This window comes from Streptomyces sp. NPDC031111, from assembly GCF_055570675.1.
This window is the reverse complement of sequence record NZ_JBVIGS010000004.1, coordinates 331,135-356,516: the sequence shown is the minus strand read 5'-3', so window position 1 is coordinate 356,516 and position 25,382 is coordinate 331,135. Positions and strand designations below refer to the sequence as shown.

24 protein-coding genes and 1 pseudogene are annotated in these 25,382 nt (G+C 72.0%); 8 read left to right on the top strand and 17 right to left on the bottom strand.

Annotated elements, in window-relative coordinates:
* Window positions 1–68: 68 nt before the first annotated feature.
* Window positions 69–899, top strand: coding sequence for an SURF1 family protein (locus ACZ470_RS11975; protein WP_468426748.1), 831 nt, complete (start codon window positions 69–71; stop codon window positions 897–899).
* A gap of 29 nt (window positions 900–928) precedes the next feature.
* On the opposite strand, the gene ACZ470_RS11970 is transcribed toward ACZ470_RS11975, so the two are convergent.
* From ACZ470_RS11970 to ACZ470_RS11940, 7 genes are all read right to left on the bottom strand, one after another.
* Window positions 929–2,146 (bottom strand): hypothetical protein, encoded by a 1,218-nt coding sequence (locus ACZ470_RS11970; RefSeq protein ID WP_468426747.1) that lies wholly within the window; start codon window positions 2,144–2,146, stop codon window positions 929–931.
* Entirely contained in the window at window positions 2,143–2,814 is a 672-nt protein-coding gene (locus tag ACZ470_RS11965; protein ID WP_468426746.1) for a SigE family RNA polymerase sigma factor, read from the bottom strand. Before ACZ470_RS11965 ends, ACZ470_RS11970 begins: the two co-directional genes overlap by 4 nt.
* Window positions 2,815–3,211: 397 nt before the next feature.
* Window positions 3,212–4,285: an aspartate-semialdehyde dehydrogenase gene (locus ACZ470_RS11960; RefSeq protein ID WP_468426745.1), complete on the bottom strand. Its 1,074-nt coding sequence runs from the start codon at window positions 4,283–4,285 to the stop codon at window positions 3,212–3,214.
* Window positions 4,285–5,562 (bottom strand): aspartate kinase, encoded by a 1,278-nt coding sequence (locus ACZ470_RS11955; protein WP_149548150.1) that lies wholly within the window; start codon window positions 5,560–5,562, stop codon window positions 4,285–4,287. The genes ACZ470_RS11960 and ACZ470_RS11955 overlap by 1 nt, the downstream gene beginning before the upstream one ends.
* A gap of 196 nt (window positions 5,563–5,758) precedes the next feature.
* Window positions 5,759–6,418 carry a DUF5063 domain-containing protein gene (locus ACZ470_RS11950; RefSeq protein WP_468426744.1) on the bottom strand — a complete coding sequence of 220 codons (660 nt, stop codon included), beginning with the start codon at window positions 6,416–6,418 and terminating at the stop codon, window positions 5,759–5,761.
* On the bottom strand, window positions 6,411–7,010 hold the full coding sequence (gene recR / locus ACZ470_RS11945; RefSeq protein ID WP_030863096.1) for a recombination mediator RecR: 600 nt from the start codon (window positions 7,008–7,010) through the stop codon (window positions 6,411–6,413). The genes ACZ470_RS11950 and recR overlap by 8 nt, the downstream gene beginning before the upstream one ends.
* A gap of 70 nt (window positions 7,011–7,080) precedes the next feature.
* The gene (locus tag ACZ470_RS11940; RefSeq protein ID WP_468426743.1) at window positions 7,081–7,422 is read right to left on the bottom strand and encodes a YbaB/EbfC family nucleoid-associated protein; all 342 of its coding nucleotides are present in this window, start codon (window positions 7,420–7,422) and stop codon (window positions 7,081–7,083) included.
* Window positions 7,423–7,705: 283 nt separating this feature from the next.
* Here ACZ470_RS11940 and ACZ470_RS11935 point away from each other — a divergent pair, with 283 nt between their 5' ends.
* Window positions 7,706–8,452, top strand: coding sequence for an SLATT domain-containing protein (locus ACZ470_RS11935; protein ID WP_468426742.1), 747 nt, complete (start codon window positions 7,706–7,708; stop codon window positions 8,450–8,452).
* Window positions 8,453–8,461: 9 nt separating this feature from the next.
* Here the strand turns inward: ACZ470_RS11935 and ACZ470_RS11930 are convergent, their stop codons facing one another.
* The 4 genes and pseudogenes from ACZ470_RS11930 to ACZ470_RS11915 form a co-directional block, all read right to left on the bottom strand.
* Entirely contained in the window at window positions 8,462–10,009 is a 1,548-nt protein-coding gene (locus ACZ470_RS11930; protein WP_468426741.1) for a substrate-binding domain-containing protein, read from the bottom strand.
* A gap of 1,361 nt (window positions 10,010–11,370) precedes the next feature.
* Window positions 11,371–12,753 (bottom strand): annotated as a pseudogene (locus ACZ470_RS11925) (serine/threonine-protein kinase); the annotation flags it as partial.
* A 75-nt stretch (window positions 12,754–12,828) separates the two neighbouring features.
* The gene (locus tag ACZ470_RS11920; RefSeq protein ID WP_468426740.1) at window positions 12,829–13,299 is read right to left on the bottom strand and encodes a MarR family winged helix-turn-helix transcriptional regulator; all 471 of its coding nucleotides are present in this window, start codon (window positions 13,297–13,299) and stop codon (window positions 12,829–12,831) included.
* On the bottom strand, window positions 13,296–13,901 hold the full coding sequence (locus ACZ470_RS11915; protein WP_468426739.1) for a type 1 glutamine amidotransferase family protein: 606 nt from the start codon (window positions 13,899–13,901) through the stop codon (window positions 13,296–13,298). Before ACZ470_RS11915 ends, ACZ470_RS11920 begins: the two co-directional genes overlap by 4 nt.
* Before the next feature lie 157 nt (window positions 13,902–14,058).
* On the opposite strand from ACZ470_RS11915, the gene ACZ470_RS11910 reads away from it, so the two are divergent.
* The 3 genes from ACZ470_RS11910 (at window position 14,059) to ACZ470_RS11900 (ending at window position 17,035) form a co-directional block, all read left to right on the top strand.
* Window positions 14,059–15,414: an aminotransferase class III-fold pyridoxal phosphate-dependent enzyme gene (locus ACZ470_RS11910; protein ID WP_468426738.1), complete on the top strand. Its 1,356-nt coding sequence runs from the start codon at window positions 14,059–14,061 to the stop codon at window positions 15,412–15,414.
* Window positions 15,415–15,578: 164 nt separating this feature from the next.
* The gene (locus ACZ470_RS11905; protein ID WP_468426737.1) at window positions 15,579–16,340 is read left to right on the top strand and encodes a GntR family transcriptional regulator; all 762 of its coding nucleotides are present in this window, start codon (window positions 15,579–15,581) and stop codon (window positions 16,338–16,340) included.
* Window positions 16,341–16,384: 44 nt separating this feature from the next.
* The gene (locus ACZ470_RS11900) at window positions 16,385–17,035 is read left to right on the top strand and encodes a hypothetical protein (protein WP_468426736.1); all 651 of its coding nucleotides are present in this window, start codon (window positions 16,385–16,387) and stop codon (window positions 17,033–17,035) included.
* Window positions 17,036–17,047: 12 nt separating this feature from the next.
* Here the strand turns inward: ACZ470_RS11900 and ACZ470_RS11895 are convergent, their stop codons facing one another.
* Both ACZ470_RS11895 and ACZ470_RS11890 read right to left on the bottom strand, forming a co-directional pair.
* The gene (locus tag ACZ470_RS11895; protein WP_468426735.1) at window positions 17,048–17,338 is read right to left on the bottom strand and encodes a hypothetical protein; all 291 of its coding nucleotides are present in this window, start codon (window positions 17,336–17,338) and stop codon (window positions 17,048–17,050) included.
* Window positions 17,339–17,440: 102 nt separating this feature from the next.
* Window positions 17,441–18,724, bottom strand: a complete 1,284-nt coding sequence (locus ACZ470_RS11890; protein ID WP_468426734.1) for an adenylosuccinate synthase — start codon at window positions 18,722–18,724, stop codon at window positions 17,441–17,443.
* Window positions 18,725–18,909: 185 nt separating this feature from the next.
* Between ACZ470_RS11890 and ACZ470_RS11885 the strand changes: the two genes are divergently transcribed.
* Window positions 18,910–19,770 carry a diacylglycerol kinase family protein gene (locus tag ACZ470_RS11885; RefSeq protein ID WP_468426733.1) on the top strand — a complete coding sequence of 287 codons (861 nt, stop codon included), beginning with the start codon at window positions 18,910–18,912 and terminating at the stop codon, window positions 19,768–19,770.
* 12 nt (window positions 19,771–19,782) lie between these two features.
* Here the strand turns inward: ACZ470_RS11885 and ACZ470_RS11880 are convergent, their stop codons facing one another.
* Complete coding sequence (locus ACZ470_RS11880) at window positions 19,783–20,280, bottom strand: GbsR/MarR family transcriptional regulator (RefSeq protein WP_468426732.1); 498 nt, start codon at window positions 20,278–20,280, stop codon at window positions 19,783–19,785.
* Window positions 20,281–20,384: 104 nt separating this feature from the next.
* Between ACZ470_RS11880 and ACZ470_RS11875 the strand changes: the two genes are divergently transcribed.
* Both ACZ470_RS11875 and ACZ470_RS11870 read left to right on the top strand, forming a co-directional pair.
* Entirely contained in the window at window positions 20,385–21,314 is a 930-nt protein-coding gene (locus ACZ470_RS11875) for an ABC transporter ATP-binding protein (protein WP_468426731.1), read from the top strand.
* Window positions 21,311–22,969: an ABC transporter permease gene (locus ACZ470_RS11870; protein WP_468426730.1), complete on the top strand. Its 1,659-nt coding sequence runs from the start codon at window positions 21,311–21,313 to the stop codon at window positions 22,967–22,969. The genes ACZ470_RS11875 and ACZ470_RS11870 overlap by 4 nt, the downstream gene beginning before the upstream one ends.
* 28 nt (window positions 22,970–22,997) lie before the next feature.
* Here ACZ470_RS11870 and ACZ470_RS11865 read toward each other — a convergent pair whose 3' ends face one another.
* The 3 genes from ACZ470_RS11865 to ACZ470_RS11855 form a co-directional block, all read right to left on the bottom strand.
* Complete coding sequence (locus ACZ470_RS11865; RefSeq protein ID WP_468426729.1) at window positions 22,998–23,591, bottom strand: Uma2 family endonuclease; 594 nt, start codon at window positions 23,589–23,591, stop codon at window positions 22,998–23,000.
* An 87-nt stretch (window positions 23,592–23,678) separates the two neighbouring features.
* Window positions 23,679–24,902 carry a cytochrome P450 gene (locus ACZ470_RS11860; protein ID WP_468426728.1) on the bottom strand — a complete coding sequence of 408 codons (1,224 nt, stop codon included), beginning with the start codon at window positions 24,900–24,902 and terminating at the stop codon, window positions 23,679–23,681.
* A gap of 44 nt (window positions 24,903–24,946) precedes the next feature.
* A complete protein-coding gene (locus tag ACZ470_RS11855; RefSeq protein ID WP_468426727.1) occupies window positions 24,947–25,381 on the bottom strand; it encodes a VOC family protein in 435 nt (144 codons plus the stop codon).
* Window position 25,382 lies beyond the last annotated feature (1 nt).

Below are 25,382 nucleotides of genomic sequence, written 5' to 3'. Positions count from 1 at the left end.
ACCTGCCGCCCGTGCCCGAGGCGACCCCGCGGGACGGGAACCACCCGCCGACCCGTACCGTTGAGGGCGTGTACCGGTTTCTGCTGACGCCCCGCTGGTGGGGGATCAACGTCTTCGTCCTGCTGTCCATCCCCTTCTGCATCTTCATGGGGTCCTGGCAGCTGGGCCGGTTCGAGGACCGGGTGGACGACCACCGCGAGGCCGAGGCGCGGGTCGCCTCGGACAAGCGGGAGGAGGCCAGGCCGCTGGACGGGCTGCTGCCCGTGACCAAGGCCACCTCCGGGAAGCAGACCACCGCGAGCGGCCGGTACGACACCCAACTGCTCGTGCCCGACCGCAAGCTGGACGGCGAGGACGGCTACTACGTCCTGACCCTGCTGCGCACCGACACCGGCAGGGCGCTGCCCGTCGTCCGGGGCTGGCTGCCCGGCTCGCCCGACCCGTCCGAGGTGCCCGCGGCGCCCACCGGTGAGGTCACCGTCACCGGCGCGCTCCAGGCCTCCGAGACACCGGGCAACAACGGCGTCAGCGCCCGCGGCGGACTCCCGGCCGGGCAGACGGCGGCGATCAGCTCGGCGTCGCTGGTGAACCTCGTGGAGTACGACGTGTACGACGCCTGGGTCACGCTCAACCGCGGTGACGCGGGGATGAAGGCGGTGCCGGCGACCGCGCCGGGCGGCACCGGGCTGGACCTGAAGGCCTTCCAGAACCTCGGCTACACCGCCGAGTGGTTCGCCTTCGTGGGCTTCGTGATCTTCATGTGGTTCCGTCTGCTCCGCCGCGAGCTGGAGTTCGCCCGCGACGCGGAACTGGGCCTGGTCCCGGACGAGAACGACGAGGACGACGAGAACGGCGACGGGGAACGCGAACCGGAGCGGCCGACTCCGTCAGCGGTCTGACTGACGGCCGCGCGGCGGCCTCCGTCACCTCACACAGCCGGCAGCAGCCCGGTCCAGTACACCGTGCCCGCGCACGCCTTGCCGACCGTCGCGGTGGCCGAGCCCGAGCCGGTGGACGCCGTGTACGTCACCGCCACGCTGCCCTCGACCGTGCCGTCCTCCATGACCAGCTGCGTGGTCATGCCGCTGTCGGTGCCCGTGGACGCCCCGGTCGTCGTGGTCGGGTTCTCGGTGGGTGTCGGGTCCGGCGAGGGGCCGCCGGTGCCGCCGCCCGTGGTGTCGCCCGGCGGGGCGCAGGGCTCGGAGGCCACCCAGGCGAACTTCACCTCGTACGACTCTCCCGGCTTGAGCACCAGCTGCGCGGCCTCCAGGGAGGGGTCGGGCAGTCCGGCCGCCGCGTCGCCCGCCACATGCCGCGCCGAGCCCACCTTGGCGGGGTCGGCCGCGCCCTGCGGGGTCACGCCGACGACGCCGGCGTCCTCGACGGTGCAGCCTGCGGTGGAGACGTTGGTGACCCGGAACGAGCCGTAGACCGTGCCCATGGAGTCCGGGGCGGCGCTGGACGCGACCGCCGGGCCGAGCTGGGCGGCGGTGCAGGCGGGCGCCCCGGCCGCGACGCTGGACGAGGGGTCGGCCCCCTCCGTGGTGCCCGTGCTCGAGCCGCTGCTCGCGCCGTCCTCGTCCTTGTCCTTGTCCTTCTTGTCGCCCTTGTCGGTCCCCTCGACCCGGTCGGAGGAGCCGCCGGCGGTGCTCTCGCCGCCGTCCGTGCCCTTGCCCTCGCCGGTGCCGCCCTGAGCCTGCGAGGCGTGGCCGACGGCGGAGGGGTTGGCGTCGGAGCCGGTAGCGCCCGAGACGTGGAGCAGGGCGGGGACGGCGGTGCCGAGGAAGAGCGCGGCGGCGGCCGCGCCGACGAGGGCCTGGCGCTTGCGGGCCCGGCGGGCGGGGACGGCCCGGCGCAGATAGTCCAGGGTGCCGTCGCCCGGCTCCACCTCCCGCACCGCGTCGTGCAGCATGCTGCGCAGTGCCAGCTCGTCCGCGTCGAGCCCGTTGGGGCTCTGTTCGTCCAGGCCGTCGTTCACAGTTCCGTTCCCCGCGTGCGTGTGCTCCGGCTCGTGCCCGTCGCCGGATTCCCGTGCGCCCTCGGGCGCGCTCACGCCCTCGGACTCCCGCGCGGCGTCGGACGAACCGGGGGTCTCCGTGACCTCCGGTTCGCGCTCCTCGCGTCGCGCGTCCTTGCCGTCGCTCATGCCGGCGTCTCCATGGCCACCCGCAGCGCCGCGATGCCGCGCGAGCCGTACGCCTTGACCGAACCCAGCGAGATGCCGAGGGTCTCGGCGACCTGCGCCTCGGTCATGTCCGCGAAGTAGCGCAGCACCAGCACCTCGCGCTGCCGGCGTTGCAGACCCTTCATCGCCTTGATGAGGGAGTCGCGCTCCAGCTGGTCGTAGGCGCCCTCCTCCGCGCTCGCCATGTCGGGCATGGGCTTGGAGAGCAGTTTGAGGCCGAGGATGCGGCGGCGCAGCGCGGAGCGGGACAGGTTGACGACCGTCTGGCGCAGATAGGCCAGGGTCTTCTCCGGGTCCCGGACGCGTTTGCGGGCCGAGTGGACGCGGATGAACGCCTCCTGGACGACGTCCTCGCAGGAGGCCGTGTCGTCGAGGAGGAGCGCCGCGAGGCCCAGCAGCGAGCGGTAGTGCGCGCGGTAGGTCTCGGTGAGATGGTCGACGGTGGTGCCGGCCGCCACGACGTCGTCGGCGCCGTCTCGCTGACCGGGTATGCGGGCGGGGCGCGCTGCGGGCATGGGCGCGATCACCGGCATGCCACCGGGCACGCCGGCCACGCGGGGTCGTAGAGCCTGGCGGGGCGGACGTAGGGCCGTGCCGCGCGGCGCTGTGAAGTCGAGTACCTCAGCCACGCCAGTTGGACACGCTTCCCCCCGTGAGGGTTGTACATGCCGGGCGTCACTTTTACGGCGGCCGGTGTCACCGGCCCGCCGCCCGTGTCGGGCAGCACCACCGACAGCACGTCAAATGCCCTCATGTGTCCCGCTCTTCCCCTGTGTCCCATATGAACGGACGTCCCCACGCCCGGCCCGGACGTCCCCACGTCCGAAAGGCAGCGTCCCCACGGCCCCCGGTAGGGGTGTCCGCAAAGACGCTCCCCGCCCTCCGCTCGGTTGCGGAGAACGGGGAGGTGAATCCTCGTGCAATCCTCGGTTGCCGGCCCGGCCCGATCAAGTGGCCCTCGGCTCGGAATCGGTTCACCGGACTTACACAGATCCTACAAACGAATGCCGTGTGATCCAGAACTTTTCACTGTTCAACCGTCACCAGTTCGGCGATCTGCGCGGTGTTGAGCGCGGCTCCCTTGCGGAGATTGTCGCCGCACACGAAGAGCTCCAGCGCGGTGGGGTCGTCGAGGGCCCTGCGTACGCGTCCGACCCAGGTCGGATCGGTGCCGACGACGTCGGCGGGGGTGGGGAACTCCCCCGCGGCCGGGTTGTCGAAGAGGACGACTCCGGGCGCCGTGGCGAGGATCTCGCGGGCCTTGTCGACGGTGACCTCGCCCTCGAAGCGGGCGTGCACGGTGAGGGAGTGCGTGGTGACCACGGGGACGCGGACACAGGTGACCGCCACCGGGAGCGAGGGCAGGCCCAGGATCTTGCGGGACTCGTCCCGGACCTTCATCTCCTCCGAGGACCAGCCGTCCTCCCGCAGCGACCCGGCCCACGGTACGACGTTCAGCGCGACCGGCTCCGGGAACGGCCCGGTGTTGTCCCCCACGGCGCGCCGCACGTCACCGGGGCTGGTCCCCAGTTCCGTACCGGCGACCAGGGACAGCTGTTCGCGCAGGGTCCGCACGCCGGCGTGCCCGGCGCCGCTGACCGCCTGGTACGAGGAGACGACCAGCTCGCGCAGGCCGAACTCGGCGTGCAGCGCGCCCAGGGCGACGATCATCGACAGGGTGGTGCAGTTCGGGTTCGCGATGATCCCGCGCGGACGCATCCGCACGGCGTGCGGATTGACCTCGGGCACGACGAGCGGCACGTCCGGGTCCATGCGGAAGGCGCCCGAGTTGTCGACGACCACCGCGCCCCGCGCCGCCGCGATCGGCGCCCACTGCTCGGCGACCTCGTCGGGGACGTCGAACAGCGCGACGTCGACCCCGTCGAAGGCCTCCTCGGTGAGCGCGACGACCTCGACCTCCTCGCCGCGCACGGCCAGCTTGCGGCCGGCCGAGCGCGGGGAGGCGATCAGTCGGATCTCGCCCCAGACGTCCGCACGCTGGGACAGGATCTGGAGCATGACCGTGCCGACGGCGCCGGTCGCTCCCACGACCGCGAGCGTCGGCCGCCCGGAACGTCCGGGTCCCGCGGTTCCGGCCATCAGCGGCCGGTGCCTCCGTAGACCACGGCCTCGTCGCTGTCGGAGTCCAGGCCGAACGCGGAGTGCACGGCGCGGACGGCCTCCGGCACGTCGTCCTTGCGGGTGACGACCGAGATACGGATCTCGGAGGTCGAGATCAGCTCGATGTTCACGCCCGCGTCGCTGAGCGCCGTGAAGAAGTCCGCCGTGACGCCGGGGTTGGTCTTCATACCGGCGCCGACCAGGGAGATCTTGCCGATCTGGTCGTCGTAGCGCAGGGAGTCGAAGCCGATGGCGCCCTTGTTCTTCTCCAGGGCGTCGATGGCCTTGCGGCCCTCGGTCTTCGGCAGGGTGAAGGAGATGTCCGTCAGGCCCGTGGAGGCGGCGGACACGTTCTGCACGACCATGTCGATGTTGATCTCGGCGTCGGCGATCGTGCGGAAGATCGAGGCGGCCTCGCCGGGCTTGTCCGGCACACCGACGACCGTGACCTTGGCCTCGGAGGTGTCGTGCGCGACACCGGAGATGAGAGCCTGCTCCACCTGCTTGTCCCCTTGCTTCATCGGCTCACTGCTGACCCACGTGCCCTGGAGTCCGCTGAAGGACGAGCGGACGTGGATCGGGATGTTGTACCGGCGGGCGTACTCCACACAGCGGTGGAGCAGCACCTTGGACCCGGAGGCCGCGAGTTCGAGCATGTCCTCGAACGCGATCCAGTCGATCTTCCGCGCCTTCTTCACCACACGCGGGTCGGCGGTGAACACACCGTCGACGTCCGTGTAGATCTCGCACACCTCGGCGTCGAGCGCGGCGGCGAGGGCGACGGCGGTGGTGTCGGAGCCACCGCGGCCGAGCGTGGTGATGTCCTTGGTGTCCTGGCTGACGCCCTGGAAACCAGCGACGATGGCGATGTTGCCCTCGTCCACCGATGCCTTGATCCGGCCCGGCGTGACATCGATGATGCGGGCTTTGTTGTGGACCGAGTCGGTGATGACACCTGCCTGGCTGCCGGTGAAGCTCTGGGCGTTGTGGCCCAGGTTTTTGATCGCCATGGCCAGCAGGGCCATGGAGATACGCTCTCCGGCGGTCAGCAGCATGTCGAGCTCGCGCCCGGCAGGGATCGGGGAAACCTGCTCGGCGAGATCGATCAGCTCGTCCGTCGTGTCGCCCATCGCGGAAACCACGGCGACCACCTGGTGGCCGTTCTTCTTGGCTTCCACGATCCGCTTGGCGACGCGCTTGATGCCTTCGGCATCGGCTACGGAGGAGCCTCCGTACTTCTGCACGACAAGGCCCACGTGCGCTCCTCGCTCAGTCCGTCGTTTTCCACAGTCCGCCCACATATGTGTGCGCTGCGGTCGGCTCAGTCTATCGAGCGCCCGAAAAACCCCTCCGCGATATCGCATGGTGAGACTCCCCGGCGCCCGTGCAGGGGGGCTCATGCCCATCCCCACGCGAACCACTCGGAAAAGCGACCTGCGTCACATCCGACGGTTACTGAACCGGACGCATCCCCAGCGGTCCGCCGATCTCCTCGGCCATGACCCTGCCCGCCTCGAACTCCAGGGTGTCGTCGCCCATGCCCTGGTCGGTGTCGAGGCCGTCGAGTTCGGCCAGGGGCTGGTTGAGGCGGACGTGGGCGACCACCGACTGGAGTGCGCGCAGGGTCGCGGACGCCGTCGAGCCCCAGTTGGAGAAGTAGGAGAACTGCCACCACCACAGGGCTTCCGAGGTGCGGCCCGCGCGGTAGTGGACCATGCCGTGGCGGAGGTCGGTGATCACGTCGGTGAGGTCGTCGGAGATACGGGCCGGGACCGGGGCCTTGCGGGGCTCGTAGGGGTCGAAGACCTCGGAGTAGACGTCGATCGGGTCGAGGAGGCGGGCGAGGTTCTCGCGGAGGTCGTCCACGTCCAGCTCCGGGCCGGGGTCCGGCTCGTAGCGTTCGTCCGGGACGATGTCCTCGTGTGCGCCCAGGCGGCCGCCGGCCAGCAGGAGCTGGGAGACCTCCAGGAGGAGGAAGGGGACCGCCGAGTCCGGCTCGTCACCCTTCGCCACCTCCGTGACGGCGACCAGGAAGCTCTCGATCTGATCCGCGATCTGGACCGCGAAGTCGTCAGGGTTCTGGTCGGTCGCGTGCAGCGTGGCATCAGACATCTAGGAGTCGTCTCCCCTCGAAGGCGCGGCCGAGGGTGACCTCGTCCGCGTATTCCAGGTCGCCACCCACCGGGAGGCCGCTGGCCAGGCGGGTGACCTTCAGGCCCATGGGCTTGATCATGCGGGCGAGGTACGTCGCCGTGGCCTCGCCCTCCAGATTCGGGTCCGTGGCCAGGATCAGCTCCGTCACCGTCCCGTCGGCCAACCGCGCGAGAAGTTCTCGTATACGCAGGTCGTCGGGCCCGACCCCGTCGATGGGGCTGATCGCGCCGCCCAGGACGTGGTAGCGGCCGCGGAACTCACGGGTGCGCTCGATCGCCACGACGTCCTTCGGCTCCTCCACGACACAGATGACGGCCGGGTCGCGGCGGGTGTCGCGGCAGATGTTGCACTGCTCCTCCTGCGCGACGTTCCCGCAGGTCGCGCAGAAGCGGACCTTCGCCTTGACCTCCATCAGCGCGTGCGCCAGCCGGCGTACGTCCGTCGGTTCGGCCTGGAGGATGTGGAAGGCGATCCGCTGCGCGCTCTTGGGACCGACGCCGGGCAGCCGCCCCAGTTCGTCGATGAGGTCCTGGACCACGCCTTCGTACAACGGACTGCCGTCCCTTCCTGGTGTTCCTTCAGTACGTACGGTAGAGGCCCGCGGGCCGTCTTAGAAAGGTTCAGAAGGGCAGACCGGGGATACCGCCGCCGCCCAGGCCCTGGGCCAGCGGGCCGAGCTTCTGCTGCTGGAGGGTCTGGGCGTTCTCGTTGGCCGCCTGGACCGCCGCGACGATCAGGTCCGCGAGGGTCTCGGTGTCCTCCGGGTCCACCGCCTTGGGGTCGATCACGAGGCCGCGCAGCTCGCCGGAGCCGGTCACGGTGGCCCGTACCAGACCGCCGCCGGACTGTCCGTCGACCTCGGTCCTCGCCAGCTCCTCCTGGGCCTTGGCCAGGTCCTGCTGCATCTTCTGGGCCTGCTGGAGCAGCTGCTGCATGTTCGGCTGGCCACCACCGGGGATCACGATTGCGCTCCTTGGTCGGTCCGTCGGTAAGGGATTTACCGTTCGGCACGAGCCTACGTGGTCACGGGAGCCGTCGCCCCGGCACTCTTTCGGGTGAGTCACGGTTTCGGCCCTATACCTGATCACGGCCATCTTCCGGGCGACAAAGAGCCCGAACCCCCGACACCGCCACCCATTGGGCGGTAGGAAGGGTCCGGCGCGCGAACACCTGGCGTCACACTTCATGCACGGACGGTACGGACAGTACGCGGCGTCAGCAGGGGTACCAGTAGGGAGAAACCGGGTGGGTCAGCCGGAGATGCAGCCCGAGGGTCGGCCTCAGGACGGGCGGGGCGAGGGGGCGGCCGGGCTGCGGCCGGGCGACCCGGCCGGGCGGGAGTTCCCGCTCGGGGACTGGGGCGAGCCGGCGGCCCGGCTGGACGAGCTGTACCGGTGGGTGGAGCGCGGGGCCCTGGACACGGCCGCCTGGTATCTCGAGGACCGGGTGTGGAAGCGGCGGTGCGGGTGGGCGCTGCGGGCCGGGACGGCCGTGGGCGCGCTCACCGGGGCCGCGCTCCCGCTGCTCGATCTGACCGGGGTGGCCGACGGGTCCGCGCCCTGGGGGTATCTGGCGCTGCTGCTCGGGGTGGCCTGCGCCGCCGCGGACCGGTTCTTCGGGGTGACGTCCGGCTGGATGCGGGACATGGCGACCGCGCAGGCGGTGCAGCGGCGGCTCCAGGCGTTCCAGTTCGACTGGGCGTCGGAGTGCGTCCGCGAGGTGCTGGGTCCGGCGGACGGCACGGCGAGCGAGGCGGCCGAGCGGTGCCTGACGGTGCTGCGGAGGTTCTCGGAGGACGTCGCCGAGCTGGTGCGGGTCGAGACGGCCGACTGGATGGTGGAGTTCCGCACGGGTGGCGCGCCGCTGGGCATCCAGACGGCGGTGACGGGCGGGAGCCGCCCGGAGGGCGCCCTTCCGAACGGCCGCTTCCCGTCCCCGCCGGGGCCGGCCCGCCCGAACATGCCCCGGCAGCGTCCGCCCGAGCCGAGGTGAGCCGGGCCGTCACCGCGCGGGCCGTCGGCAGAGCTCCATCCCCGCCGGGGTCCAGCACGGCAGGTGTCCGTGGGCGCGGATCGCGTCCTGGCCGCTGCCGCGCGTGAGGTACGTCAGGAATCTCGACGTCAGCGAGTCCGACGAAGGCTGCCCGTACGTGTACGCGTACTCGATCTCCCGGTAGGGGTACGCACTCGTCCCGCGCTCGATGGCGTCGACGGACGGGACCTCGCCGTCGAGGTTCAGCCAGTGCAGCCCCTTCGCCCGGGAGGCGCGGCCGTGTTCGCTGTAGCCGATCGCGCCGGGGATGTCGGCGACGGTCTCCAGCACCTGTTCGGTGGAGTCGAGTTCACAGCGGATGACGGGGGCGGTCGGGTCGTCCTTGTGCACGCAGTCGACGGAGGAGTGGGCGATCTCGCCCCGGCCCAGCACGCGGCGCTGGAAGACCTGTCTCGTGCCCGAGTTGGCGTCCCGGCTGACGAGGTGGACCGCCAGGTCCGGGCCGCCCAGCTCGCTCCAGTTCGCGATCTCGCCCCGGTACAGCCGTCGTACGTCCGCCGTCGACAGGTTCCGCACCCGCACGTCCTCGTTCACCACCAGTGCGAACACCGACACCGCCACCAGGTGCTCGCGCAGTTCGGGGTGCCCGCTCGGCTTGGGTCCGTCCGACAGGGCCACCACCGGCGGCGAGCCGTTCTCCGCCTCCGCTCCGGCCGCCGCCAGGTCCCGTATCCCGGCCGTCGACCCGTGGGGGTTCTCCACGTCGATGTCCGGGTCGACGTCCTCGCAGTCCCGCTCGTACTCCTCCGCGACCTCCCGCAGCACCGGTGCGAACGCGGTCGATCCGGTGAGGGTCAGGGTGCCGCCCCGGCACCCGATGGGGGGCGGGCTGTCGTCCTGGGCCACGACGATCACCGCCAGGGCCACCACGCACAGCGTGAGCGTAATGGTGATCAGCCGTGCCGCCCGGCTGAACAGCGGGGCCTTGTCGTCCGGGGTGGCACTGCGGTTGCGGTGCACGTCGCCCTCGCGGAGGTCGCCGCTCAGCTGGATCTCGTCGCCGACGCGGCCGCCGGAGAGCAGCACCAGCAGCTTGTAGTAGGCGCCCCGGTTCAGCGGGACGCGCGGGAGGCGCAGGGTGCCGTCCTGGTAGCCGAAGCCGCGGTCCTGGGTGAAGTGTCCGAGGAGGTGGCTGGTCTCCGACGGCTGGGTGACCGAGACACCGAGGATGGTGCGCTCCGTGAACTCCACGGTCAGGCCGTGGCTGCCCGGGCTCTGGTAGTCGTCGTGGCCGATGGCCTGCGAGCCGTCGTTCTCGATGCGCAGCAGCACCATGCTGGCGTGCGTCATCCCCGACGCCGTGTCGAACCAGCCCTCCCGTCGGCTGGTGCGGCTCGACCGCTGGCCGTCCCCGATCGGTACGTCCAACTGCACGCGGTACCCGATGCGTTTGCGGCGCGGCACCCGCCGCTCGTACCAGACCATGACCGCGGAGGCGACGACACCGAGGATCGCCGTCGCCACGGCCACCAGGTTCTCCGCGCTCAGCCACTCCATCGTGCCGCCCCCGCCAGTGCCCGCCCGTTCGACCGGGTGGCCACCGTACGGCTGTACGAAGGGGGCGGCGCCGTACGTTCGCGGGTGTTCGCCGAACGTTCAACAGCCGTGGATGAACGGTGAGTTCAGTCCCGCGTGTAGGTGAGCCGCTCGCCGTTGCCGGTGGTGACGCGCTGGAGGGAGCCGCCGGAGAGCAGGGTGATCTCGCTGGCGGAGCCGGGGGTGCAGGCGCTGCGCGGCTGTCCGACGGTCACGGAGGACGGGCCGAGCTCCAGCCGGCCGCCGTCGGTGGCGGTGAGCCGGGCCTCGAAGACGCAGTGGTAGGTGCCGTCGCCGGTGGGCCCGTCGGCGACGAGGGACATGACGGTGTCGCCGACCTCGCCCTGCTGGATGGTGAGCCGCCGGGTGTGCTCCCCGCTCGCGTTGTCGATGGTGGTGGACCAGCTGCCCAGGTAGCCGGCCGGGACGGTGCCGTCCGCGGGCGCGGAGGTACTGGGCCGGGGGGTCTCGGCCGGCTGCCCGCTGTCGGGCGTGCTCGGACCGGGGCTCCGCGGTGCGCCGGTGGGGGCCGGTGGGGTGGTGGGGTCGCCGCCGGCACGGTTGTCGGCGGCGCCGCCGCTCATCAGCGCGTACACGGTGCCGCCCGCGGCGAGCGCGACGACCAGCGCGATCACCACGAGCAGCACGGTGGAACGGCTGTCCCGGCGCGGCTCGGGCGCCGGGGCGAACGGCGGTGGCCCGTAGGGCGGAGTCTGGCCGCCGGCGTAGGGGTAGCCGTACGCGGGCGGCTGGGGGTGCCCGTACGGGCCCGGCGCCGGGGGCGGGACGGGGGCGCCCTGACCGGCCACCAGGGTGGGGAGGTGGTCGGCACCCGGCTGCCCGGGCGGGGGCGGCACGGGTGTGCCGGGGGCCCGCGGCACGGCGGAGTCGTCGGCGGCACGGGCGTGCTCCGGGGTACCGGCGGTCACCGCGTCCCCACCCGGCTGCCCAACACCATGCGCCGACCCGGGCGCCATCGGATACCCACCGTCGGGATACGCCGCCCCGGGCGCCACGGACCGCCCGACGGCGGGCGATCCGGGCTGCGCCTCGGACGACGCCACCTGACCGGCCGCCTCGCTGGCCTGCCCCCGCGCGGGTGCGCCAGGGCCCGCCGCGCCGGGCGGCATCCGGTACCCAGCACCGGGCTGCGCCTCGGACGGCGCCGACTGTCCGGCCGCCGGTGCGCCGGGACCAGGTACCTCACCAGGCCACCCCTGCGCAGGGGCGCCCGGCACCGGCTGTCCGGCCGCCGGTGCGCCGGAACCGGCCGCCTCGCCAGGCCGCCCCTCCGCAGCGTCGCCCGGCACCACCGAACCGGGCGGCACCCGGTACCCGGCGGCGGGCGCGCCGGGGTACGCCTCGGACGATGCCGGCTGTCCGGCCGCCGGTGCGCCGGAACCAGGCACCTCGCCAGGTAGCCCTTGCGCGGGGGCGCCCGACGCCACCTGACCGGCCGCCTCGCCAGCCTGCCCCTGCGCGGGTGCGCCAGGGCCCGCCGCGCCGGGCGGCATCCGGTACCCAGCACCGGGGTGCGCCTCGGACGGCGCCGACTGTCCGGCCGCCGGTGCGCCGGGACCAAGTGCCTCGCCAGGCCACCCCTGCGCGAGGGCTCCCGGCGCCGGCAGTCCGGCGGCCTGCCCCTGCGCGGGTGCGCCCGGCGCCGCCGCACCGGGCGGCGGCTGCTGCCCCGCAACCGGTGTGCCGGAGTTGCCCGCCGGCCCCGGTGGGACCGGGGGCCAGGTGGACGGGGGTGGACCCGCCGGGGCGGGGGGTGACGGTGTTTCCGGGTCCTCCGTGTCGAGGAGGCGGACCGCGTGGCGGCCGAGCTGGGCGACCAGGGCGCTCGGCAGCCACGGGTCGCGGGAGCGGCCGCCGACGACGGTGTCCTCCGCGCCCGTGCGCTCCAGCACCTCGTCCAGCGTGGGCCGCGCCGCCGGGTCCTTCCTCAGGCAGTCGCGTACGAGGTCGGCGAGCCCCTCGGGCACCCGCTCCAGGTCGGGTTCCTCCTGGGCGATGCGGAACATCAGGGCGTGCACACCGCTGTTGGCGGTGCCGAACGGGAGCGTGCCGGTCGCGGCGTAGGCCAGCACCGAGCCGAGGCAGAACACGTCGCAGGCCGGTGTGATGCGGTCGCCGCGCACCTGCTCGGGCGCCATGAAGCCGGGCGAGCCGACCAGCGCCCCGGTGCGGGTGAGCCCGCCGTCGGTCACCGTCTCCAGCGCCCGCGCGATGCCGAAGTCGATGACCCGCGGGCCGTCGATGGTGACGAGCACGTTGGACGGCTTGAGGTCGCGGTGGATGATCCCGGCCGCGTGGATGTCCTTCAGCGCGTTCGCGAGACCGGCGGCGAGGATGCGCACCGACCGCTCGGGCAGCGCCCCGTGATCGTGCCCGACCACCTGCTGGAGGCTCGGCCCGGCCACGTACCCGGTGGCGACCCACGGCACCGGCGCCTCGGTGTCCGCGTCCAGGACCGGCGCCGTCCAGTCGCCGCCGACCTGCCGCGCGGCGCGCACCTCCTGGCGGAAGCGCGCCCGGAACTCCTCCCGCTGCGCCAGCTCCCGGCGCACCAGTTTCACGGCGACGGTGCGCCCCCGCTCGGAGCGGGCGAGATAGACCTGTCCCATGCCACCGGCCCCGAGCCGCGCCAGCAGCCGGTACGCGCCGATGTGCCGTGGTTCCCCGGGCCCGAGCTTGTCCATCGCCGCGCCGCCTCCCCCCAATGAGCAACATCCCGAGGATAGTGCGGGGCAGGTACCCGGTGAGCTGGGCGACCTCTACGGTTCCGTAACAGGCGGGCCGAGCTCGTCCAGCACCGCGGACAGGCGTTCCAGCGCGCGTACGGCGTGGGCGAGTTCCCCCTCGCCGTACGCCTTCCCGTACGCCCGCGCCAGTCGCTCGGCGAAGGCCGCGTGGCCGGGGTCGACGCGGCTGATCGCCGCGCGGCCCTCCTCGGTGGGGGCGAGGAGTTTGGCGCGGCGGTGGGCGGGGTTGGGCCGGTACTCGGCGAGTCCGCGCTCCACCAGCAGATCGGCGATGCGCTGCACGCTCTGCCGGGTGATGCCCATGGCCCTGGCGATCCCGGAGACGGGCAGCGGTTCACCGAGGACCGCGCCGAGCACCTGCCACCAGGCGGCGGTGAGCCCGGCGGGCTTGGCCAGCTCCTCGGCGACCGCGAGGAACTGGCCGTTCAGCCGGAAGGTGCCGAGCGCGCCCCGGCTGAGCAGGTCCTGATCCTCACGGCTCACGAGGCCGTGGCCTTCGTGTACTCGGCGTACGCCTCGGGGTCCGAGTCGTGGAACAGCCGGTACCAGGCGTCGTTCACCGTGTCGTCGTGGACGCCGAGCAGCCGGAAGATCTCGCGGGCGAAGGCGACGGGCTCGGTCGGCCCGGCGGTGACGAGACCGCCGTCGGTGACCGCGTCGGTCTCGACGTACCGGTCGCCGCCCGCGTAGCCGGTCGCGGCGAGGTAGAAGGAGACGGCGCTGGTGTGCGCCCGCTCGTCGAGCAGCCCCTCCCGGGCGAGCCCGGCGGTGGCGCCGCAGATCGCGGCGACGGGCACGCCGGCGTCGAGGAAGGCGCGGGCCGTGCGGGCGAAGGGGGCGAGGTCGTCGCCCTCGTCCCAGAGGTCGGCGCCCGGGAGGATCAGCAGGGAGCTGTCCTCGGGCCGCAGCTCGTCGAGGGCGAGGTCGGACAGGACGCGCAGTCCACCGACGCTCGTGACGGGCTCCCCGGCCGGGGTGACGGTACGCAGCTCGTAGCCGGCGCGTGCGAGATGCGCGGTGGCGTGACCGGTCTCCCAGTCGGCGAAGGTGTCATAGAGGGCGAGGTGCACGGGCTTGCGGGTCATGACCGCTCCCTGGTGAGTACGCCAACAGATGACAGCATCTTGTCATTACGACAGCCTCCTGTCAATTGTAGCCATGGACACCCTGTCGCGGAAAGTCCCCGACCGCAGACAGGCCGCCGATGTCGCGGACGCGCCGCCCGGGCCTACCCTCGGCGGCATGACCCCTCAGCCCAACCCCGAGGTCGGGGCCGCCGTCAAGGCCGCCGACCGTGCGCATGTGTTCCACTCCTGGTCCGCCCAGGAGCTCATCGACCCGCTCGCCGTCGCCGGGGCGGAGGGGTCCTACTTCTGGGACTACGACGGCCGGCGCTACCTCGACTTCACCAGCGGGCTCGTCTACACGAACATCGGCTACCAGCACCCGAAGGTCGTCGCCGCGATCCAGGAGCAGGCGGCTCGGATGACGACGTTCGCACCCGCGTTCGCCGTCGAGGCGCGCTCGGAGGCGGCCCGGCTGATCGCCGAACGGACCCCGGGCGACCTGGACAAGATCTTCTTCACCAACGGCGGCGCCGACGCCGTCGAGCACGCCGTCCGCATGGCGCGCCTGCACACCGGACGCCCCAAGGTGCTCTCCGCGTACCGCTCGTACCACGGCGGCACCCAGCAGGCCGTGAACATGACCGGCGACCCGCGCCGCTGGGCCTCCGACAGCGGCACGGCGGGGGTCGTGCACTTCTGGGCGCCGTTCCTGTACCGCTCGCGCTTCTACGCCGAGACCGAGGAGCAGGAGTGCGCGCGGGCGCTCGAGCACCTGGAGACGACGATCGCCTTCGAGGGGCCGTCGACCGTCGCCGCGATCGTCCTGGAGACGATCCCGGGGACGGCGGGCATCATGCCGCCCCCGGCCGGCTACCTCGCCGGTGTCCGCGAGCTGTGCGACAAGTACGGCATCGTCTTCGTCCTCGACGAGGTCATGGCCGGGTTCGGCCGGACCGGGACGTGGTTCGCGGCCGACCTGTACGACGTCGTCCCGGACCTGATGACCTTCGCCAAGGGCGTGAACTCCGGGTACGTCCCGCTGGGCGGTGTCGCCATCTCCGGGGCGATCGCCGAGACGTTCGGGAAGCGGCCGTACCCGGGCGGGCTGACCTACTCGGGGCACCCCCTGGCCTGCGCCGCCGCCGTCGCGACGATCAACGTGATGGCGGAGGAGGGCGTCGTCGAGAACGCGGCGGCACTCGGCGCGTCCGTCGTCGGCCCCGGCCTGCGGGAGCTGGCGGAGCGGCACCCCAGCGTGGGCGAGGTCCGCGGGACCGGCATGTTCTGGGCGCTGGAGCTGGTGCGCGACCGGGAGACCCGGGAGCCGCTGGTGCCGTACAACGCGGCCGGTGAGGCGAACGCCCCGATGGCCGCCTTCGCCGCCGCCGCGAAGGAGGCCGGGGTCTGGCCCTTCGTGAACATGAACCGCACGCACGTGGTCCCGCCCTGCAACGCGAGCGAGGCGGAGCTGAAGGAGGGGCTGGCGGCGCTGGACGCGGCACTGACGGTGGCGGACGGCTACGTACGGTAAACGGTCGGCGGTAACGGAGCGACCGGGCCGGAACGGGCGCGCGGTGGGGGGTCCGCCGCGCACCCGTTTCGAACACCCCGCGTCCCGCCCGACCGCGTAAGGTGGCGTGCTCACAGACATCCGCGTGCACGTCACTCGAACGCGATCAGGGAGACGCCCCGACCATGCCCGGCATCAGCGGCAGCGGCGCCGTGACCCGCAGCACCCTGCGCCAGCAGATCGCGGACGCGCTCCGTGACGAGGTGCTGGCCGGGCGGCTCCAGCCGGGGCAGGAGTTCACCGTCAAGGAGATCGCCGACCAGTACGGGGTGTCCGCGACCCCCGTCCGGGAGGCGCTGGTCGACCTGTCCGCGCAGGGACTGCTCGACGCCGACCAGCACCGGGGATTCCGGGTGCACCAGTACTCCGCCGACGACTTCCGGGGCATGATCGAGGCCCGCACGCTGGTGACCGACGGCATGTTCCAGGCGCTGAACGAGGGCCACATGGTCCATCTCCAGCCGGACGACCCCAGGGTCGCCGCGGCCCTCGCCGGGGTGCGCAGACGCGGCGAGGAGGCCCAGCGGGCCGCCCTCGCCGGCGAGGTCACCGTGCTGATCGGCTACGACCTGCGCTTCTGGCGCGAACTCGGGGCCGTGTTCGGCAACCCGTATCTCACCGACTTCCTGCACCGGCTGCGCGTCCAGACCTGGGTGTGCGTGGTGCAGCATCTGCGGCGGCTGCCCGACCTGCGGGGCCGGCTGTGGTCCGAACACACCGATCTCGTCGACGCGTTGTCGCGCCGTGACACCGAATCGGCCCGCGCGCTCGTCGAGTCGTACAACGCGCACTCGCTCACCCTCGTCGAGGGGCTGACGGCCGGTGCTCTGGGTAAGGGACCTGCACAGGGGAAGCCGCCCGCGCCGGGCGCCGATACGCTTCCCTGACCACGACGACCGTCCCGACGACCGTGCTGTGTGAGGAGCCCTCTTTGGCCTGTGACCTGTGGCTGGTACCGCTCGTCGACGTGTTGTGCCACACGCCCGACAACCCGTTCGCCGAGGAACTCGCGCAGTACAACGCGGTGCTGGCCGAGGCCGGGCTGCCACCGGTGCCGGTGTACCAGTACATGCCGGGACTGACCGGCGACGTGGCCCCCGTCGCGGGTTTCGACTACGACGCGCTGCACTTCCTGCGGCGGGCGCATCTGCTCCAGGTGTGCGGGCTGCCGGTCACACCGGTCGACGAACTGGGCGGTGACTACGAGCAGTTGCTGGAGATGTTCGAGACGACCGCCCAGCAGTCCCATCTGGTCTGGCACTACGACCACGCGGGCGCCTACGTCCCCGTCGACTTCCCGCACCCCCTCTCCAACGACGAACTCCTCGCGGGCGGCGGCCCCTTGGGCTCCTCGCACGCGCTGCTGCGGGAGCTGGAGCTGGTCGCCCCGGCCATCGGCATCGACGCGGCGAACCCCCCGGCCGCGCCGGAGCCCCCGCGCGGCCCGACGGAGCTGGAGGAGCCGGCCGTCCCCGCCCCGTACGACCCCAGCCCCTTCGCCCGCGAACGGCATGTCTGGCTGGGCCTGCACGCGGCGGCGACGAGGAGTCTGGCGCAGGGGTCGATGATCGTCTTCAGCTGAGCCCGGTGCGGGTCAGCGCAGCTGGGCGAGGCCCTTCTGCAGGTCGTCCGCGTTCATGACCGGGGTCATCTCGACCTCGGCGTTCAGTTCGGCGAAGAACGGCTCACCGGTGGGCGGGATCTGCGAGCTGTCCTGCAACTCGACGAAGAGCATGCAGGTCCGCCGTCCTCCGACGGGACCGAAGTACGCGGCCTCCGGGTGGAGCCGGTCCATGATCTCCTTCAGCAGCTCGGGCAACTTCCCGCTGCGAATGGCCTCGTTCGACTTCTCCGTGTCCAGGGTGGCCTTCAGCAGCACGCGCATCGCACTCACCTTCTTCTGGTCGACGCACGCGGTGGTACACACCCAGGCTATGCCCGCCCACCGGCGCCCGCGCGGGGCACCGGTGAGCGGCGGCCCGCCGGGCTACAGGAACGAGTTGATCTCGATCGTCTCGTCGCGGCCGGGGCCCACGCCGATCGCGGAGATCGGGGCGCCGGACATCTCCTCCAGCGCCTTGACGTACGCCTGGGCGTTCTTCGGCAGGTCGGAGAAGGACTTCGCCTTGCTGATGTCCTCGCTCCAGCCCGGCAGCATCTCGTAGACCGGCTTCGCGTGGTGGAAGTCCGTCTGCGAGTACGGCAGCTCCTCGACGCGCTTGCCGTCGATCTCGTACGCCACGCAGACCGGGATCTGCTCCCAGCCGGTGAGGACGTCGAGCTTGGTCAGGAAGAAGTCGGTGAGGCCGTTGACGCGGGTGGCGTAGCGGGCGATCACCGCGTCGAACCAGCCGCAGCGGCGGTCACGGCCGGTGGTGACACCCCGCTCGCCGCCGATGCGGCGCAGCGCCTCGCCGTCCTCGTCGAACAGCTCGGTCGGGAACGGGCCGGCGCCGACGCGGGTCGTGTACGCCTTGAGGATGCCGATGACCCGGCTGATCTTCGTCGGGCCCACGCCGGCGCCGGTGCAGGCGCCGCCGGCGGTCGGATTGGAGGAGGTGACGAAGGGGTACGTGCCGTGGTCGATGTCGAGCAGCGTGCCCTGGCCGCCCTCGAAGAGGACCACCTTGTCCTGCTCCAGCGCCTCGTTGAGCACCAGCACCGTGTCGGCGACGTACGGGGCGAGCTTGTCCGCGTAGCCCAGCAGCTCCTCGACGACCTGCTCCACGGCGATCGCGCGCCGGTTGTAGAGCTTGGTGAGCATCTGGTTCTTGACGTCGAGCGCCGCCTCCACCTTCTGGGTGAGGATCGACTCGTCGTACAGGTCCTGGACGCGGATGCCGACACGGTTGATCTTGTCGGCGTAGGTCGGGCCGATGCCCCGGCCCGTGGTCCCGATCTTGCGCTTGCCGAGGAAACGCTCGGTCACCTTGTCCACCGTCACGTTGTACGGCGTGATGATGTGGGCGTTTCCGCTGATCAGGAGCTTGGACGTGTCGACGCCACGCTCGTTCAGACCGCTCAGCTCGGAGAGCAGGACCGACGGGTCGACGACGACGCCGTTGCCGATGACCGGCGTGCAGCCGGGGGACAGGATTCCGGAAGGGAGCAGGTGGAGGGCGTACTTCTGGTCGCCCACGACTACCGTGTGGCCGGCGTTGTTGCCGCCCTGGTAGCGCACCACATAGTCGACGGATCCGCCTAGCAGGTCCGTCGCCTTTCCCTTGCCTTCGTCACCCCACTGAGCACCGAGCAGCACAAGTGCGGGCACGCGCGTACACCCCTTCCGGGCGGGGCATGTCCAAGGTCAGGGGCGCACACGGAGAATCTCCGCCGCGTGCACCGCGACCACCGTTGGCCGCCAACCGTCGGACCGGATGCCCCGGAATAGACGAAGCCCCTGGCGCAATAGCGCAAGGGGCTCTTGCACAAAGATGCTACCCGAGGAAGCGAGGCATGGCCGAGGTGGCGACTTTCGCGACGTCCGATCAGCTCCTGGTGGTCATCGATCCGGTCGCCCGTCGCGCCGACGGCGAGTCCGTGCGGATCGCGAAAGACGTGCTCAGCGCGGGTGCGGCGGGTACGAAGGTGTGTCTGCCGGACGGTCCGGAGGAGTTCGCGCGGGCGCTTGCGCGGCGCGGGTCGAGGCGGCCGGTGGTGGTCGGCGACGACCGGGCCCTGGTGCGGGCGGTGTCGCTGCTGCACCGCCGGCGGGAACTGGCCGACTGCACGGTGTCGCTGGTGCCGGTGGGGGGTGCGATGTCCCTCGCCCGGTCGCTGGGCGTACCGACGGGGGCGGTGGCGGCGGCGCGGGCCGTCCTCGACGGCGCCGAACGTCGCATGGACCTCCTGGTGGACGACAGCGACGGCGTGGTCCTGGACACGCTGCGGATACCGCCGCTCGGCGGTACGGCACCGGTGCGGGAGGCCCCCGACGGGTCCGGCCGGCCCTGGCTGCGGACCTGCCGCTCCCTCGTGCGCACCCTGGCGCCCGCCCGGCCGGCCAGGACCGTCGCCGCACCCGGTGCGGGGCCGACGCGGCTGCGGGTGGAGGTCGACGGGGAGACGCTCGTCGATCTGCGGCAGCCGGTGGAGGCCGTCTCGATCGGCCCCGGTGCCTCCGGCACGGCCCGGGTGGAGGTGCGCCCGGCTTCGGTGGGGGCGGAGGCGTCCCCGCTGCTGGCACAGGCCCGTACGGTGACCGTGTCGGGCGCCCACTTCCGCTACCGGGCGGACGCGTCGGTGTCGGGCCCGGTGCGGACCCGGACCTGGATGGTGCGGGAGGCGGCGTGGGGGCTCACGGTGCCGGCGCGGTAGGGCGACCGCGTCTCAGTCCCGCCCGAACCGCTCGTCCCGATATGCCCGCCAGCGCTCCATCATCGCCTCGACCTCCTTCTCCACGAACTCGAAGAAGGCCAGCGTCTCCGCGAGGCGCCGCCCCGCCGGGGTGTCGGGGCCGAGGCTGGTGACGCCCTCGCGGAGGGCGTCCTCCCAGCGCTTGATGACGGCCTCCCGGTTGGTGAGGGCCTCGTACCACTGGTCGCCGTGGACCCGGTACCGCTCCCGGCGGGAGCCGGGCTCGCGTTCGCGGGAGACCATGTGCTGCTGTGCCAGGTAGCGCACCGCGCCGGAGACCGCGGCCGGTGAGATCTTGAGCTGTGCGCCCAGTTCGGCGGAGGTCAGGACGCCCGTGTCGGAGGCGAGGAGGGCGGCGAAGACACGGGCGGGCATCCGCTGGAGACCGGCCTCCACCAGCTGTGCCGCGAAGTGCTCCACGAACCGCGAGACCGCCTCCGGGTCCCGGACCGCCCCGCTCCGTTCCGCCATGATCCGATCATCTCCCCTGCTCAACCGCCGTCGATCAGTCTAGCCCGAGGTTTATACGCTTCCTTAACTTCACAAATTTCTGAAGGAAGCGTACGTTCCGAAGCATGACGAAGGCCATCACCGTGTCCGGACTGCACAAGTCGTTCGGCCGGACCCACGCACTCGACGGTCTCGACCTGGGCGTCGAGTCCGGCGAGGTCCACGGCTTCCTCGGGCCCAACGGCGCCGGCAAGTCCACCACCATCCGCGTCCTGCTCGGCCTGCTGCGCGCCGACTCGGGCGCCGCCCAGGTGCTCGGCCGCGATCCGTGGGCGGACGCGGTCGAGCTGCACCGCCGACTCGCCTACGTCCCCGGCGACGTCGAGCTGTGGCCCGGTCTCACCGGCGGTGAGGCCATCGACCTGCTCGCGCGGTTGCGCGGAGGCATCAACAAGCGGCGCCGCGCCGATCTCATCGAGCGCTTCGACCTGGACCCGACCAAGAAGGGCCGGGCCTACTCCAAGGGCAACCGGCAGAAGGTCGCCATCGTCGCCGCGCTCGCCTCCGACGCCGAACTGCTGCTCCTCGACGAGCCGACCGCGGGCCTGGACCCGCTGATGGAGGTCGTCTTCCAGGACGTCATCGTCGAGGCCAAGGCCGCGGGAAAGACCGTGCTGCTCTCCAGCCACATCCTGGCCCAGGTGGAGAAGCTCGCCGACCGGGTGAGCATCATCCGGCTCGGGCGGATCGTGCAGTCCGGCACGCTCGCCGAGATGCGGCATCTGACGCGTACGACGATCGAGGCCGAGACCGAGCGTCCGGCCACCGGCCTGGACGCGCTGCCCGGCATCCACGACCTGCGGACCGTCGACGGCCGCGTCCACTTCGCGGTCGACGGCGCCCAGGTCGACGGCGCGGTCCGCAAGCTCACCGAGTTCGGCATCCGCAGCCTGGTCAGCCACCCGCCGACCCTGGAGGAGCTGATGCTCCGCCACTACGGCGACGAGCTGACCGCCAACGGCCACTCCGGCAACGGCGACGGAGCAGTGAAATGACCGCCGCCACCACCGCCAAGGCCCCCGCGCCCACCGCCCCCGCCACCGTCGGCAACACCCTGGCCGGGACCGGCACCCTGATGCGCTTCGCCCTGCGCAGGGACCGGATCCGGCTCCCCGTGTGGATCCTGGCGCTGTTCCTCGGCACGCTCTCGACGGCGAACAGCTACAAGACCCTCTACGCCGACCCCGAGGACCGCGCCAACGTCGTCAGGACGATGGACAGTCCGGCCGGCCTCGCCATGTCGGGCCCACGCCACTACCTCGACGACTACGACTTCGGCTCCATGCTGGGCCACCAGATGATCGGTTTCATGGCCGTCCTCGTCGGGCTGATGAGCGTACTGATCATCACTCGGCACACCCGCGCCGAGGAGGAGACCGGCCGCGCCGAACTGGTGCGCTCCACGGTCGTGGGCCGCCACGCCCACCTCGCCGCCGCCCTGTCGGTCGCGGTCCTCGCCAACCTGGTCCTCGCCCTGCTCCTGGCCTTCGGGCTGTCCGGCATGGGCCTGGAGGGCGTCGACACCACCGGGTCGCTGCTGTACGGCCTCACCCACGCGGCCGCCGGCATCGTCTTCGCGGCCGTCGCCGCGATCACCGTGCAGGTCACCGCGCACACGCGCGGCGCGAGCGGGATGGCCCTCGCGGTCATCGGCGTGGCGTTCGTGCTGCGCGCCGCCGGCGACAGCGGCTCCAGCGGCGCCCTGTCCTGGCTGTCCCCGATCGGCTGGGTGCAGCGCACGTACGTCTTCGTCGACAACCGCTGGTGGCCGCTGCTGCTGTGCGCCGCGCTCGCGGTGGCCTGCGCCGCGACGGGCTTCGTCCTCTCCACCCGGCGGGACGTGGGCGCGGGCCTGCGCCCGCAGAAGCTGGGCCGCCCGGTCGCCTCCGAGGCGCTGGGCACGCCGCTCGGCTTCGCGCTGCGGCTGCACCGCGGCACGCTGATCGGCTTCGGCGTCGGCCTGTTCGTGATGGGCGCGATGTACGGCTCGATCCTCGGGGACGCCGAGGACATGCTGAAGGACATCGACCAGATCCAGGAGGCCCTGGACCGCATCGGCGGCGCCAGCGTCGCCGAGTCGTTCGCCTCGATGGTCATGGTGGTCATCACGGTGGTCGCGGCGGTGTACGTGGTGATGGCCGCGCTGCGGCCACGCGCGGAGGAGACCGCGGGCCGCGCGGAGCCCCTGCTGTCCACCGGCCTCTCCCGCACCCGCTGGGTCGCCGGCCACCTGGCCGTGGCGATGGGCGGCGGCACGCTCGTCCTGCTCCTCGCCGGGCTCGGCTTCGGCATCTCGGGCGCGGCCTCGGCCGGCGACGGCGCACTGTTCCCGAAGCTGGTCGGCGCGGCTCTGGCCTACGCCCCCGCCCTGTGGGTGACCGTCGGTGTCTCCGTGGTCCTCTTCGGCTGGTTCCCGCGCGCGAGCGCGGCGGCCTGGATCGTGCCGGTGTACGCCTTCGTCATCGGCTACCTCGGCCAGCTCCTCCAGTTCCCGGACTGGATGAACAACCTCTCCCCCTTCGGCCACGTCCCGAGGCTGCCCGCGGCGGGCATGTCCTGGACCCCGATGCTGCTCCTGACCCTCGTCGCGGCGGGACTGGTCTGGCTGGGCCTGGAGGGCTTCCGCCGCCGGGACCTGGAGACGAAGTAGGAAGGGGCTGACGACGCGCCGGGCCCCGTCAGTCCATGTACTGCTTGAGCTCCTCGGTGTCGAACTCGATGCCGATGGGGTCCGGAAGCACGACCTTCGCGCCCAACTGACGCTTCTGGACGTTCCGGTAGCCGACGACCGGGTCCGGGTCGCTGTGCACGAGGACCGCACGGCGGTCGCGGTCGATCAGCAGGTAGACGGGGATCCCGGCTTCGGCGTAGGCCTGGGGCTTCTCCACCCGGTCGCGATCGTGCGTGTCCGAGTCGAAGGAGGTGACCTCCACCGTCATCAGCACGCCCTTGGGATCTGCCCAGTCCCCCTGCCCGGCGAAGTGGGCGACAGGGGCGAGTACCGCGTCCGGCCGGGCCCGGCCCTTGCGGTAGGACTCCACCTTCAGCCCCTGCACGGGGCTGAGATCGAGTTCGGGCCTGGCCTGCATGCACTGACGGACCAGCCACATGATGATCGCGCCATGATTGCCGTTGGTCACTTTCCTGAGCCCGATCCGTCCGTTGATGAACTCGAACCTGACGGTCTCGTCCTCACGCTCGGCGAACTCGGCGATCCGCTCGAACATGTCCACCGACAACCGGGATGACGCGCGTTCTGCCATAAACGTCATGGTGCCTCCCTCCGCAGGCGGACACCAGCTTGTCGGGCCGTCCATGGCCATCGCCGGGAATCGGCAGGTGATCAGTCGAACGGGTGATCAGCCCACCTCCACGGCCAGCCCTTCCAGCCCCCTGATCACGAAGTTCGGCTTCCGCTGGGGCTCCGTCGCGAGGCGCAGCGTCGGGGCCTTCTCCAGCAGGGCCGTCATCGAGGCCGCCAGTTCGATGCGGGCCAGCGGGGCGCCGATGCAGTAGTGGATGCCGGCGCTGAAGGAGATGTGCGGGTTGGCGGTGCGGGTCAGGTCCAGGCGGGACGGGTCGGTGAAGACCGCCGGGTCGTGGTTGGCGGAGCCGAACAGCATCGCGATCTCCGCGCCCCTCGGGATCACCCGGCCGTCGATCTCGATCTCGTCGAGCACCCAGCGCTCGAAGAGCTGGAGCGGGGTGTCGTAACGCATCAGCTCCTCCACGGCGGACGGGACGAGCGAGTGGTCCGCGCGCAGGGCGGCCAGCTGGTCGGGGTGGCGGAACAGCGCCCACCAGCCGTTGACCGTGGAGTTCACCGTCGCCTCGTGGCCCGCGTTCAGCAGCAGCACGCAGGTGGAGATCATCTCCTGCTCGGTGAGCCGGTCGTCGTCCTCGTCGTGGGCGGCGATCAGGCCCGAGATCAGGTCGTCGCCCGGGTTCTTGCGGCGCTCGGCGATCAGCTCGCGCAGGTAGTCGGAGAACTCGACCGACGCCCGGACCGCCTTCGCCGCCGTCTCCTCCGGCGGGTTCAGCTCGTACATCCCGCAGATGTCCGCCGACCAGGGGCGCAGCGGCGCCCGGTCCGCCTCCGGGATGCCCAGCATCTCCGCGATCACCGCGACCGGCAGCGGTTCGGCGACGTCCTTGAGCAGATCTCCGCCGCCCGCCTCGACCAGCGCGGACACCAGGTCCTCCGCCAGCCGCCGGACGTACGGCTCGAGGCGCTCCACCGTGCGGGGAGTGAACGCCTTCGACACCAGGCGGCGGATGCGGGTGTGGTCCGGCGGTTCGAGGTCGAGCATGCCGTGGTCGTTGAGGGTGTGGAACGGCTCGTGCTCCGGCGGGGGCGGTGTGCGGCCGAACTCCTCGTGGGTGAAGCGGTGCTGGTACGTCCGTCCCAGGCGCCGGTCGCGCAGCAGTGCCGAGACGTCGGCGTGGTGCGGGACGAGCCACTGGTTCGTCGGCTCGAACCAGTGCACCCGCCCGCGTTCCCGCAGCTCGGCGTAGGCGGGGTACGGGTCGGCGACGAACGCGGGGTCCCACGGGTCGAACGCGAGGTCGGGAAGGGCTGCCATGAACGGACGTTAGCCCGGCCTCGCCCCGTAGGGCCAGGGGCCGCCTATGCCGCGCCGAAGTCGGGGAGCGTGATCGTGCCGTCCTCGGCGAGGGGGAAGCCGGGGTTGTGGGCGACCTCCCAGGCGTGTCCGTCCGGGTCGGTGAAGGCGCTGGAGTAGAAACCGATCGCGTTGACGGCGGCCGGCTTGGTGACGGTGCCGCCGGCCCGTTCCACCGCCGCGAGGATCTCGTCCACCTCCGCGTCGGACCGCACGTTGTGCGCGAGGACGATCCCGCCGAACCCGCCCGCCGCCCCGGGCTCCAGACCGCAGTCCCGCGCCAGCTTGTCGCGGCCCCAGAGCACCAGTCCCAGACCGCCCGTCTGGAAGAACACGGTCTCCTCGACCTCCTGCCCGCGCCAGCCCAGGGCCTCGTAGAAGGCCTTGGAACGGGCGAGATCGGAGACTCCCAGCGTGATCAGGGTGATGCGCTGTTCCATG